This is a genomic window from Paenibacillus hodogayensis (assembly GCF_039536325.1).
Classification (GTDB): domain Bacteria; phylum Bacillota; class Bacilli; order Paenibacillales; family NBRC-103111; genus Paenibacillus_AB; species Paenibacillus_AB hodogayensis.
In genome coordinates, this window is the sequence record NZ_BAAAYO010000002.1 from 823662 (window position 1) to 836478 (window position 12817).

The 12817-nt window shown below is 54.1% G+C and carries 10 protein-coding genes and 1 other RNA gene; all 11 read right to left on the bottom strand.

Annotated elements, in window-relative coordinates; translation table 11 throughout:
* Positions 1-77 precede the first annotated feature (77 nt).
* The 11 genes from ABD796_RS09015 to eno all read right to left on the bottom strand — a co-directional run bounded on the left by ABD796_RS09015 (position 78) and on the right by eno (position 12787).
* On the bottom strand, positions 78-890 hold the full coding sequence (locus ABD796_RS09015) for an aldo/keto reductase (RefSeq protein WP_344906132.1): 813 nt from the start codon (positions 888-890) through the stop codon (positions 78-80).
* The gene (locus ABD796_RS09020; RefSeq protein ID WP_344906135.1) at positions 850-1044 is read right to left on the bottom strand and encodes a hypothetical protein; all 195 of its coding nucleotides are present in this window, start codon (positions 1042-1044) and stop codon (positions 850-852) included. Before ABD796_RS09020 ends, ABD796_RS09015 begins: the two co-directional genes overlap by 41 nt.
* A 31-nt stretch (positions 1045-1075) precedes the next feature.
* Positions 1076-3778: a UxaA family hydrolase gene (locus ABD796_RS09025; RefSeq protein ID WP_344906138.1), complete on the bottom strand. Its 2703-nt coding sequence runs from the start codon at positions 3776-3778 to the stop codon at positions 1076-1078.
* A gap of 739 nt (positions 3779-4517) precedes the next feature.
* Positions 4518-4910: a type II toxin-antitoxin system death-on-curing family toxin gene (locus tag ABD796_RS09030; protein WP_344906141.1), complete on the bottom strand. Its 393-nt coding sequence runs from the start codon at positions 4908-4910 to the stop codon at positions 4518-4520.
* A gap of 1 nt (position 4911) precedes the next feature.
* On the bottom strand, positions 4912-5205 hold the full coding sequence (locus ABD796_RS09035) for an AbrB/MazE/SpoVT family DNA-binding domain-containing protein (RefSeq protein WP_344906144.1): 294 nt from the start codon (positions 5203-5205) through the stop codon (positions 4912-4914).
* Between the two features lie 820 nt (positions 5206-6025).
* Positions 6026-6389, bottom strand: a transfer-messenger RNA (tmRNA) gene (ssrA, locus tag ABD796_RS09040).
* Between the two features lie 203 nt (positions 6390-6592).
* Positions 6593-7072 (bottom strand): SsrA-binding protein SmpB, encoded by a 480-nt coding sequence (smpB, locus tag ABD796_RS09045; protein ID WP_344906147.1) that lies wholly within the window; start codon positions 7070-7072, stop codon positions 6593-6595.
* 339 nt (positions 7073-7411) lie between these two features.
* The gene (rnr, locus tag ABD796_RS09050; protein ID WP_344906150.1) at positions 7412-10057 is read right to left on the bottom strand and encodes a ribonuclease R; all 2646 of its coding nucleotides are present in this window, start codon (positions 10055-10057) and stop codon (positions 7412-7414) included.
* A 194-nt stretch (positions 10058-10251) separates the two neighbouring features.
* Positions 10252-10488 carry a preprotein translocase subunit SecG gene (gene secG, locus ABD796_RS09055; protein ID WP_344906153.1) on the bottom strand — a complete coding sequence of 79 codons (237 nt, stop codon included), beginning with the start codon at positions 10486-10488 and terminating at the stop codon, positions 10252-10254.
* A gap of 270 nt (positions 10489-10758) precedes the next feature.
* Positions 10759-11463, bottom strand: a complete 705-nt coding sequence (locus ABD796_RS09060; protein WP_344906156.1) for a M50 family metallopeptidase — start codon at positions 11461-11463, stop codon at positions 10759-10761.
* Positions 11464-11494: 31 nt separating this feature from the next.
* A complete protein-coding gene (gene eno / locus ABD796_RS09065; RefSeq protein WP_344906159.1) occupies positions 11495-12787 on the bottom strand; it encodes a phosphopyruvate hydratase in 1293 nt (430 codons plus the stop codon).
* Positions 12788-12817: the final 30 nt, after the last annotated feature.

The window sequence follows — 12817 nt, forward strand, 5'->3', positions numbered from 1 at the left end:
CATTATCTTAGGGAGGAGATTATTGATCCGATTGCCGATGAATCACTTGACACATGCAGCTATCGTACGCCTATCCATTAAGCAAATCGATTCGCTTCGGGATCGCCCCTATCATAGCCGAAGGCGTCAAGCGCCGGCCATAGTTCAGGGGCAATCGGGCAATTCGCGAGCTCCACCGTCTGGGCTACCCGTTCCGGTTTGCTCATGCCGACGACAGTGCTGGCGATACGCGGGTCGCGAAGCGAAAATTGAAGCGCAGCGGCGGCCAACGGCACATTAAATTCTTGGCACACTTTGGCGAACGAACGCGCTCTTTCCAATACGACCGACGAAGCTTCGCTATAGGCATAACGGCCGTATGCATCCGGACCTTTGGCCAAGATGCCGCTGCCATAAGGAGCGGCGTTGATGACGGCGACGCCCATGCGACTCGCGACATCAAGCAATGGCTCGTCTGCTCGATTGAGCAGCGTATAGCGGTTGTGGGTTTCCACAGCGGTAAATGCGCCCGTTTCTACATAACGAATGAGCATATCGATCGGTCCGCCGGAAATGCCGATGTGATCGATGACTCCCTCATCTTGAAGCTCTTGCAGGACTGCTAACGGCCCGCCGGGTCCCATGACATTCTCGAAGGTGGTATGTTCGGGATCGTGGATATAAACGTATTGCAGACGATCAAGTCCCAAGCGTTCGAGACTTTCTTCCACGGAACGTTTGATCTGTTCACCGCTGAAGTCGCCGGTCATCAAGTCGCGGTCGGCTTTGGTGGCCAGCACGTAGTCCGCCGGAAGTCCGCCATTCGCTTGAATGGCCTTGCCGATCCGCCGCTCGCTCTCACCTAAGCCATCAGGATGCAGCCGTATCCAGAAAGCTGATCGGGCTTTCAAAGGCGGTACGCAGCGTCACCAATGCTTGTTCTTCCGGTGTGCCATATTGAAAGGTTTCCGGCATTTCCCCGAGCGGAGCGGCTCCAAGACATAGCGGCGTTACGAGCAGGCCGGTACTGCCAAGCGGCCTTTTGGTTAATAGTGTGTTCGACATTGTCCGGTCCTCGCTTTCATAGATGGCTGCATTACAGCGATATGCCCAAAAAACCCCGCGTCAATTGGAAATCGATATTGCCTTGCTGATAGAGACGCGGCGCATAAGTATGTTCCAAAACTTGTTTGCTGCGCTCGAGCATTTGATTTGCCCATGAGGCCGGGTTGCCCGAGAGCACCAAATCGACATCTTGCTGATGTTTCTGCAACATGGCCTGTTCTGCCGTTATTTGTAGCATCGGGACGAAAGGATGCGTCTGCATCGGACGATTGCCGATCAGCGCGATCACGATTTCCACGCCGGTCGCTGCGAGTCCCGTGACCGTCTCCACCCAATGCGTTGTCGGTGTCTCCATAATGTGGAATCCGTTACGGCGGACATGTTCCCCATAGGCGATGGATGGCCGAACTTGAGATGCCGTAAATAGATGTTGACGGAATGAAGCTGCAGCAAGCAATCCGCTGTTTTCAGGAACGACGACCACGCCTCCTGCACCGACGATCATCTTGGTCAGCGCTGCCAGCTGCTCGCCGGCATCGTCGATAATGGCACCGTCGCTTACGATCCCGATACGCAGCCCTTCCAGTCCGACGGTCACCTTCTCCGCAGGCTCGGCCGCTGCCAATCGATCGGCGAACCAAGCTTCGACCTTCTCGCTCACCTTGGCGATTCCGCCGTCGAGCTGGATGCTGGCATAGCCGAGCCGGCTCGCATCAACGCCATTCACTTCCATCTGATGGCGCATATAATCGTTGTGCGTTTTCTCGCAGCCATGCTCCAGCAGCAAACAATGCTCCACCATCGGGTGCGTGATGTAGCCGATCATCGTGCGGGCAAAAAGCGATTCGGCCGGCCCCCCCGAGGTGCCGCAGCCCTCCGTGTGCGCCAATGCGACAAAGCCCGAGAGACCGGGCTGCCCTGCTCCTCGCCCGTTTAGTCGCTGCGTAATCATGCCCGCTACCTGTCCGGCGCAAAGGCTGGTCGGCACAATCAAACCGATATTGTCACTGGACTGTCGGTCACGTTGCCGAGTGAAGGTAAATAGGATCGGGCTCGCCATCGGAATAGCATCATCTTGAATTTCGATTGGCGCTCCTGTCGGTGCGGGAGCGTGCAGCAACGTCTCCAGCTGGTTCGCATCGTTCTGCTGCCAGTTGCGCCAAATTTGTACCTGGGCATGGCCCGCTTTCTCTCCGACGCTTCGCTGGCCGGAGGCAATTCGGATCGCCAATTCGAATACCTCTTGTCCCATCTCATCCATCGGCTTGCCTTCTAGATATTGCCCCGCATTCACATCCATATCGTTCGACAGCAATTGGAAGCGGCGAGTTGTCGTGACCACCTTGATCGTCGGCACATACGGGAAATTGGTTATCGAACCATTTCCCGTCGTAAAGAAGATCATGTTGCAGCCTGCGGCTACCTGTCCCGCGATGCTCTCCAGGTCATTTCCGGGGCTATCCATGAAATAGTAGCCGCCAGCCTTCATGAGCTCTCCGTACTCGGTTGCAAAATCGATTCTCGTTGCGGGGTCTTTCTTCATTGCGGCGCCAATGGATTTGAGATAGATGTTGTACAACCCGCGATACATGTTACCGCCGGACGGATTACCTTCCGCGCTGGTGCCGTGCCAAGACGTCCGCTCCTTAAATCGATTCACAAGTTCCAGAAATTTGCGCGCGGTTTCCACATTGCGCACTTTCGACAGGACATAGGGCTCCGCGCCAATCAATTCATCGGTTTCAGCCAGGCTGGCCGCGCCGCCGTAACGCACCAGTTCTTCCGAAACCCAGCCGAGCAGCGGATTCGCGGATACGCCGGAAAAGGCGTCCGAACCGCCGCACTGCAAGCCGATTCGCAAGTGGCGAATGGATTCGGGCGTCCGCTGCATCGCATTGACCGTTGGCAGCCACTCCCGTACTAGCGCTTCGCCTTTAACCAGTTCCTCTTCGAAGCTGCCCGCGAGCGATACGAACTTATGAAGCACTTCATCAATAGGGTAGCCGCGCTCGCGTGCATAAGCCTCCACCATCTTGTTCGTGACCGATTCATTGCCATAATCGACAAGCAATACCGCACCGACATTCGGGTTGATCATAAAACCGGCGAGCGTCCGCAGCAGCAAGTCCACGTTGTTCGGCATCGTAGTACCGCCCTCCGTATGAGCCGCGGGAACTATGCCGTCGATATTCGAATAGTTCGCGCATTCGCCTTGCAGACGCGCGGCAAGCTTTTTCACATAGCTGCCCGTGTGCGAGGTGGTGCCAAGCAATACGATATAGTTGCGCGTACCGACCCCGCGATCTTCTTGGCGGCGATATCCCATAAAGGTGCGCGTCTCCGTATAAGCCGGTGATGCCGGAGCCGGCCGGAAGTTCTCCTCATCCAGGATATAAGGATGAACTTGATCCGCGAAATTGGGATCCGACGGCAGCACGAATGCCAACTTGCGTACATTGAGCGCTTCCAGAACTGTTTCGTTAATCACATAATGGCCGGGATGAATCAGCTTAAGCGCCACGCCGAAAGGCAATTGCCACGAAAGCAGTTCTTCGCCAGGAGCAATCGCTTTTACCGCAAATCGATGGCCTTCCATAACCGTATAATCCAAGACGAAGGATTGGCTTTCGTACTGAATGACAGTACCGGAGTTCAATTGGCGAATCGCAACGGCGCAGTTATCCCCGGGCAAAGGAAGTCTGGCTACTTCTTCAAATTGGCAAACAACGTCCATCGATGATCAGCTCCCTCGACTTAAAATTTCCCTCAAAATCCATATTATAAGAATACGCTTTCATATTATCGATGACTATAACGCCAACTTGCATAACAATTATATCACGAGCGCCACGTCCGGTTCGGCAATAATAATAGAAAAAATAAGCAAGAATCCACTACCTCATGCGGTAGTGGATCTACATGGTGGAGGCGAGGGAAGTATTGCAATCCTCATTGAACTTGCTCCAGATGCCCACTCCCCGATGCAGATCGCAGCGGTTGATTTCAATTGCGTGCTCCCTGCGCTTCGCTCCGGTCCGCGCGATCGACCCCAATGTCCTCCTTCGGACAGGGCTTCTCCTCCCAAACCTCCTTGTATACGAATAAAGGCACTGACCAATGTTCGGTCAGTGCCTTTTTCGTACTAAAATGGAGGCGAGGGGAGTATTGAAATCCTCATTGAACTTGCTCCAGACGCCCACTCCCCGATGCAGATCGCAGCGGTTGATTTCAATTGCGTGCTCCCTGCGCTTCGCACCGGTCCGCGCGATCGACCCCAATGTCCTCCTTCGGACAAGGCTTCTCCTCCCAAGCCTCCTTGGATACGAATAAAGGCACTGACCAATGTCGGTCAGTGCCTTTATCGTACTGGTATGGAGGCGAGGGGATTTGAACCCCTGTCCGAAGATCACTCCATATGTGCTTCTACGGGTGTAGTCACAGTTTTGATGCCACCCAAGCAAACGCCCTATGAATTATCTATCTGCAGAAAACTCTTTTAATATCCTTGCTGTAGCATCCATGGAATGAATTCCTTTTGCGATATCTACAATAAACTCCACAGCGTATTCGCGTTCCATCTTTAAATGTTTACCGTTAATTATTAGGAATGATTTAGTAACCAAATAGGCTGTACGTTTATTACCATTGTGGAAGCAATGATTCTTCACCAGAGACTCTAGTAGTGCCGCAGCTTTTTCAAATAAATCAGGATAAGCATCTTCTTCAAATATACTTTGTTGCGGTCTGTGTACCGCAGATTCTAGCCAGCCGTGATCCTTCACTCCTGACTGATCTGCGTCGTTCATTTTTCGCATCATGAAATAGTGGGCTGAAATGACCTCTTCTTTAGTTAGGAATATAATCATTTCATCGGTCTCTTAAGTCTTCAAGAATACCTTCATCTTCTTCAAATACGTCAAAAAACGCTTCAAGAACCTCTGGCCTTACATTATCGGGGAGTTGATTTTGCCGAACCTTTTTTAAGACAACTTCTCCGCGATCATTTTCCACAAATTCAATCTCATCGCCTTGAGAGACATTCAGCTTTTTAGCCAAAGTTTTTGGCAAGCTCACTCCAAGACTGTTACCCATTCGACCTATTTTTCGAGCATATCGCATCACATTCGATTTATCATTCGTCACCTTGACCACACCATTCATTGTTATTCTCCTCTCTATAAGTATAATCCGCATTCCATCAGTTATACCTTATAACTGTAATAACTTTTATTATATATATACAGTCTACCAAATTCATCTAAAGAGATAAAGCAAAAACACCATCCTCATGCGGATGGTGTTCATGGTGGTGAAGGCGAGGGGAGTATTGAAATCCTCATTGAACTTGCTCCAGATGCCCACTCCCCGATGCAGATCGCAGCGGTTGATTTCAATTGCGTGCTCCCTACGCTTCGCTCCGGTCCGCGCGATCGACCCCAACGTCCTCCTTCGGACAGGGCTTCTCCTCCCAAGCCTCCTTGGATACGAATAAAGGCACTGACCCATATTTCGGTCAGTGCCTTTATCGTAGTGGTATGGAGGCGAGGGGAGTATTGAAATTCTCATTGAACTTGCTTCAGACGCCCACTCCCCGATGCAGATCGCAGCGGTTGATTTCAATTGCGTGCTCCCTACGCTTCGCTCCGGTCCGCGCGATCGACCCCAATGTCCTCCTTCGGACAGGGCCTCTCCTCCAAAGCCTCCTTGTGTACGAATAAAGGCACTGACCCATGTTCGGTCAGTGCCTTTATTCGTACTGGTATGGAGGCGAGGGGAGTATTGAAATCCTCATTGAACTTGCTCCAGACGCCCACTCCCCGATGCAGATCGCAGCGGTTGATTTCAATTGCGTGCTCCCTGCGCTTCGCTCCGGTCCGCGCGATCGACCCCAATGTCCTCCTTCGGACAGGGCTTCTCCTCCCACCTCCTTGTATACGAAAAAGGCACTGACCCATGTTCGGTCAGTGCCTTTTTCGTATTTTGATGGAGGCGAGGGGAGTCGAACCCCTGTCCGAAGATAACGCCACACAAGCTTCTACGGGTGTAGTTACAGCTTTGATGTCACCCTAGAGTCGTCCTGTAACCGACTACCCTTTGGGTCAGCCTGATTGTCTTCTTCAGCACACCCCAGGCGGAGATGTGACAGCGTATCCCACTAGAGTTGAGCCCCTATCCCGCCACATGGGCGATGGAAGGTAGGAGCACGCTCACAGGTTATTAAGCTGCGAAAGCGTAGGATTGTTGTTGTTTGCCAGTTAATTGGCGTTCGCGTTGATGAAGTGGACGCAGCCCCACTACCCGCTACTCATGCTCGAACTATCCCCGTCGAATCCAAGAACGCCCCCGAGATCGGAAGTCTCGGCTTGCTGGCACGAGTGGCTTCGCTACACGGCTTACGGTGCCGGATACCGACGATGCTAATCATTAGCGTCATAAACTAATCATTAACGTCGTAAACACAGTATACCACAAAATCGGGCCGCACACGGCTGTTTGTTGCTGGGAGCCGTGCCATTCCCAAAAGCAACGCGTCTTCAGAAGCAGCTTATTACCTTGCCACTTTCTGCTTCTCCCGAAGCGCCCGTTGAATATCCCGCTGAGCATCGCGCTTGGCGTCGCTTTCGCGCTTGTCATACTGCTTCTTACCCTTTGCCAGACCGATCAGCAGCTTGGCAAAGCCGTTGCGGATATACACCTTCAGCGGTACGATCGTATAGCCCTGCTGCTTCGCCAAGCCGAGCAGCTTGTGGATCTGCTCCCGCTTCAACAGCAGCTTTCGCGCTCGGGTAGGGTCGCTCGGATTGCTGCGATTGCCTTGCTCGAACGGACTAATATGCATGTTGTTCACGAACGCCTCGCCATTGCGAATCGTGCAGAACGCGTCCGAAATATTCGAGCGCCCGCCGCGCAGCGACTTGATTTCCGTACCGGTCAGCACGAGCCCCGCCTCGAACGTGTCCTCGATAAAATAATCGTGGGACGCTTTTTTGTTCTGCGCAAGCAGCTTGCCCTCGCTTTTCTTCGACAATCCGGCCCCCTCCTTCCCCAAACTCGATACGGTCATCTCCGGAATCGGACGATAACCGGACTATTCGAAGCCGGCAATACCTTTCCGCTATGCTCTCCGGCACGTCTTGGCGCACTTACTTTCCATCCCGAATAGTAAACACCGTTAAAAATTTCGGGGATGAAACTTCGGCAGACGACCCTCGAAAAACACCTACCGGTTATCAGACACGCGGCGCCGCCGCACGTTTAGACAACCCAGAGTAGTTCGCTTCCCGGCTCACCGGCTTTGCTGATGTAACGCTAGGAATTCATTGTATCAACTTCGCCGGGCAAAATCAACGAGAGCAACGTCTTATAGTCATTTTTTCCCGCGCTTTTTAGCCCCGAACAGCGCTCCGCCTTTTACGCTGCCCTTCTTGGACTTCCTCGAAGCTCCGAAACCGGCCGGGCCTTTGCCGCCGCCTTGGCCTCCGGCGCTACCTCCAGCGCCCACACGGCCTCCGCTACCGCCGCCACGGCGAGAGCCTTCTGCTCCGGCTCCAGTCCCCGTACCAGGGCCCGAACGCGCCTTGGCGCCGCTTCGTCCACGGCCGCCAGGTGCCCCGCCGCCAGTCCGACGGCCGGGACGCACATTCGTCCACTCGCCCTCTTCGGCCGGGGCGGTTTGCCCGCGCTCCAGCGAGATGCCGCTCCCGCGCTCGCCTGTCGCTGGAGCAGACTTGCCTCCATCGCCTCCGCGCTTGCCGCCGCCTTTGCTGAATCCCCAGGCGTCCACGCCCCCACGGCCGCGATTGCCTCCACGCTCGCCGCCAGACGGCTCGCCGCGTTTTCCACGACCAGCACGACTACCGTCGACGAAGCTAACCTTTTGCGAGCGGGGCTGAGCGTCGACCATCTCGAAATCGATATTATGTTCATCCAGATTAACGCGCGCTACCCGAACTTTGACGTCGTCTCCGATGCGGTATATGTTCGATGTCCGCTCACCGATAAGCGCATGCTGCATCTCGTGATAATGGTAATAATCGTCATGCAGGTCGCTTAGGCGAATCAGCCCTTCGACGCTGTTCTCCAGCTCTACGAAAATACCGAAGTTCGTCACGCTGCTGATCATGCCGTCGAACTCTTCGCCAACCTTATCAAGCATATATTCGGCTTTCTTCAACGCTTCCGTATCGCGTTCGGCATCGACGGCCAACCGCTCCCGCTCGGAGGATTGACGGGCAATGTCCTCCATCCTGCCGGTCAAATATTCGTGGCGTTTGTCGGATAAGGAGCCGTTTTCCAGCACTTCGCGGATAATCCGATGAATGATCAAGTCCGGATAACGCCGGATCGGCGACGTGAAGTGCGAATAAAACTCCGCCGCCAGTCCGAAGTGACCGAGACTGTTCGCATCGTAACGCGCCTGCTTCATCGACCGCAGCATCACGGTGCTGATGATCGTCTCTTCCTTCGTTCCACGGATTTCTTCGAGTAGCGTTTGCAGCGCACGAGGATGAACGGTATTGCCTTTTCCCCTGACCACATAGCCGAAGTTCGTAATGAACTCCATGAAATGCTGCAGCTTGTCGCCATCCGGATTCTCATGCACCCGATACAGGAACGGCACCTTGAGCCAGTGAAAATGCTCGGCCACCGTCTCATTGGCCGCCAGCATAAATTCTTCGATAATTTGCTCGGCAACCGAGCGTTCCCGTTTGACGATATCCGTCGGTTTGCCGTTCTCGTCCACGAGAATTTTCGCTTCCTGAAAGTCGAAATCGATGGCTCCGCGTTTCATCCGTTTGCCGCGCAGCTTCATCGCCAACTCTTCCATCAGCTTGAACAGGTCGACCAGGTCCTTGTACCGTTCCGTGACCTCTGCGTCCTCGTCCCGCAATATTTTGCGGACATTGGTATAGGTCATTCGCTCCGTCGTCTTAATGACACTGGTAAACACGTCGTGGCGCACGACATTGCATTGATCGTCGAATTCCATCTCGCACGACATCGTCAGCCGGTCCACATGCGGATTCAAGCTGCATATGCCATTGGACAGACGATGTGGCAGCATCGGAATCACCCGGTCGACCAAATACACGCTCGTGCCCCGATTGTACGCCTCGCGGTCGAGGTCGGAATTTTCCCTCACGTAGTAGCTGACGTCGGCGATATGCACCCCAAGCACGTAGTTACCATTCGGCAGCCGTTCCACATGAACGGCATCGTCCAAATCCTTGGCATCCTCGCCGTCGATCGTCACGATTACTTTGTCGCGCAAATCGCGGCGTCCTTGCAGCTCCTCTTCCCCGATCGAGTCCGGAGCCTGCTCCGCCTCGGCCATCACTTCCTCCGGAAACGCTTCGGGAAGCTGGTATTTGCGGATAATCGAGAGGATATCTACGCCCGGATCATCCTTATGGCCCAATATTTCCACGACGCGCCCTTCGGCGGCCGCTCTCCCTTGCGGATATTGAACGATATCCACGACGACCTTCTGACCGGCCACCGCGCCCATAAACGCTTCCTTCGGCACAAATACGTCCTTCGTTATCCGCTTGTCGTCGGCAATAACGAACGCATACGTGTCGAAGCTCTGAAACGTCCCGACGATCTGTTTAATCGCTCGGGTGACCACGCGAACGACCTCGCCCTCCAGCCTTCCACCGGCCGGGCTTTTGGCCGTAATCCGGGCAAGCACGATATCCCCGTTCATCGCGCCGTTCATGTCGTTGGCGTGAATGTACACGTCCGGATGTTCCTTATCGTCGGGCAGCACGAAGCCGAAACCCTTCACATGCGCCTGCAGCTTGCCCTTCAGCAGATTCATCCGCTCGGGCACGCCATACCGCTCGGTGCGGGTACGCATAATTTCCCCGGCATTCTCCAGTTCGTTCAGCATCTTGGCAAACTGCTTGAACGAATCGGCGTCGCCGATATCGAAATGTTTTTCAAGCTCCTGATACGTCATTGGCTTGTAAGCCTTCTCGCGCATAAAATCGAGCAATTCTTCTTTTGTCATCTACCCATCACCTTATCTCATTCGAATAATAAGTTCCTCTTTACTAGTATGGACGTTTTCGAAACGCTCAACCCCCTAAACAAGCGATCTTGGCTAAAGTTTGCGCTTCCTTTGCACCATTACCCGCTCCGGCATGCGCGTAAACTAAAAAAGCAGCAGGAGCATGACGCACCCTGCTGCGTTTGTTTCGACCGTTAAGCTCTAACCACGTATGCGACAATGAGGGACAACAAGAAAAACGCAACCGCGAATCCGACCGTCACCCGAGAAAGAAGCAACTCCAAACCGCGCGCTTTCTGCTTGCCGAACAGGTGTTCCGCACCTCCGGAGATGGCGCCGGACAAGCCTGCGCTTTTACCCTTTTGCAGCAAAACGACTGCAATCAGTCCGATCGATGCAATGACCAGCAAAATTTTCAAAAACACTTCCATCTGATCCACCCCCATTCATGACCCTATGTATCTGCCACACCATAACGCCGTCCCTATCCGTTCTCCCGGCCGATGTCCGACCGCGAAGATAAATGGTTAACGTCATCAATGTATTACGTGTATAATCGTCGATCCATCGTTTCAGTAGGCACTTGATAAACCAAAACTTATTGTAGCATAGACAGCCCCGGATAGCAAGGAACGGATGGACTGGCTGCATCGATAACAGCATTCGTCAGGCAGCCCATCCCCATTGCAATCACGCCACAATCATGCCTGGCTTTCCCAGCGGGAAGGACTGGAGCGAGAGGACCGCGCTTTGCCGATAAACGCGTAGATCGCGTGCTTGGCGCACCACAGCGCCACGACCAGGAACAGCAAGGACCAGACGATCGCCGGAATCCAGGTGGAACGCGCCAAGCCGGCGGCGTCTCCGGCCTGCCCCGGATTCGTGATCGACATGACGCCGAGTGTGATCGGTCCCATGACGGACTCCTCGAGGCAAATAAATGCGACAAGCAAGTAATAGTATTTGTGAATGAACGGAATCTTCACGAACATCGCGATGCCGTTTACGACAATAAAGCCGATCAGCCACATAACGCCGAATCCGTTGTTCACAAAGAAAATAAGCGAGACGAGCGCCAGCAGCGTCATCGCCGCATAACCGACGATCAGCTTGCTCTGCGCATACATCCGGAACAGGAAGAGGGCGAACAGCGAAGCGGTCATATAACCCGACAAGCCGAGCGGAATCGTCTTCCACCCCCGCTCGATGTACGAGTAGGTCACCCCGCTATGGTTGGCGTACAGCTGAATGTACAGCACCTTGCCGGACAAGAGCAGCGTCACGACCGCATGCCCGAGCTCATGCACCATCGTATCGACATTGCGGAAAAACGACGAAAAGGGGATCCAGTGCGTCAAAATGGCGGACCCTACCAAAAACAAAATCGTTGTCACCCATCGACTCACGGGAATCCCCCGCCTTCGTTATAAGTTTTTTTTAGTTAAAGTTTTTCAAGTTGTAGAACGATTTGCGGCCCAAATATTGCGCCGTGCTGCCCAGTTGGTCTTCGATACGCAGCAATTGGTTGTACTTCGCTACGCGGTCCGTACGCGACGGAGCGCCTGTCTTGATTTGTCCGGCGTTCGTGGCGACGGCGATGTCGGCAATCGTGCTGTCTTCGCTTTCCCCGGAACGGTGGGAGATAACGGCTGTGTAGCCCGCGCGTTTGGCCATCTCGATCGCGTCGAACGTTTCCGTCAGCGTTCCGATTTGGTTAACCTTTACGAGGATCGAGTTGCCGATGTTTTGCTCGATGCCTTGCGACAGGCGGCTCGTGTTCGTAACGAACAGATCGTCGCCGACGAGTTGAACCTTGCTGCCGAGCTTCTCGGTGAGCAGCTTCCAGCCGGCCCAGTCGTCTTCGGCGCAGCCGTCTTCGATTGTAATGATCGGGTACTTCTCAACCCACGAAGCGAGGAAGTTCACGAACTCTTCCGACGTATACGATTTGCCTTCGCCTTCGAGGTGGTACTTGCCGTCCTTGAAAAATTCCGTGGAAGCTACGTCCATGCCCAGGAATACGTCCACGCCCGGCTTGTAGCCTGCGCGCTCGATTGCGGAAATGATCGTCTTGATCGCTTCTTCGTTGGAGCTCAGGTTCGGCGCAAAGCCGCCTTCGTCGCCTACGGCGGTGTTCAAGCCTTGTTCCTTCAGAACCGCCTTCAGGTTATGGAAAATTTCCGTTCCCCAACGAAGCGCTTCTTTGAACGAGGATGCGCCTACCGGCAGCACCATAAACTCTTGCACGTCAACGTTGTTGTCCGCATGAGCTCCGCCGTTGATGATATTCATCATCGGAACCGGCAGCTGCTTCGCATTGAATCCGCCCAGGTAGACGTACAAAGGCACGTTCAAAGCGTCGGCTGCGGCGCGGGCTACCGCCATCGAAACGGCCAGAATGGAGTTGGCGCCAAGCTTCGCTTTGTTCGGGGTACCGTCGAGAGCCAGCATTTTATTGTCGATCGCCACTTGATCCAGAGCGTCGAGTCCGATAATTTCCGGAGCGATGATGGAGTTGACGTTGTCTACCGCTTTAATAACGCCTTTGCCGAGGTAACGGGCTTTGTCGCCGTCGCGAAGCTCGACCGCTTCGTAAGCGCCGGTGGATGCGCCGGACGGAACGATAGCGTGGCCTTTGGCTCCGGATTCCAGAAATACTTCAACTTCAACAGTCGGGTTGCCGCGGGAATCGAGCACTTCGCGGGCGTAAACGTCGGAAATAATAGTCATGGTTGGACACTCCCTCGTTTGGATGGTTAT

What these genes read in the sequence shown, in the direction of transcription:
- ABD796_RS09030 (WP_344906141.1), bottom strand. Translation starts at nt 4,910, where the DNA reads ATGATTATATTCCTAACTAAAGAAGAGGTCATTTCAGCCCACTATTTC.
- ABD796_RS09020 (WP_344906135.1), bottom strand. Translation starts at nt 1,044, where the DNA reads ATGTCGAACACACTATTAACCAAAAGGCCGCTTGGCAGTACCGGCCTG.
- ABD796_RS09025 (WP_344906138.1), bottom strand. Translation starts at nt 3,778, where the DNA reads ATGGACGTTGTTTGCCAATTTGAAGAAGTAGCCAGACTTCCTTTGCCC.
- ABD796_RS09035 (WP_344906144.1), bottom strand. Translation starts at nt 5,205, where the DNA reads ATGAATGGTGTGGTCAAGGTGACGAATGATAAATCGAATGTGATGCGA.
- secG (WP_344906153.1), bottom strand. Translation starts at nt 10,488, where the DNA reads ATGGAAGTGTTTTTGAAAATTTTGCTGGTCATTGCATCGATCGGACTG.
- rnr (WP_344906150.1), bottom strand. Translation starts at nt 10,057, where the DNA reads ATGACAAAAGAAGAATTGCTCGATTTTATGCGCGAGAAGGCTTACAAG.
- eno (WP_344906159.1), bottom strand. Translation starts at nt 12,787, where the DNA reads ATGACTATTATTTCCGACGTTTACGCCCGCGAAGTGCTCGATTCCCGC.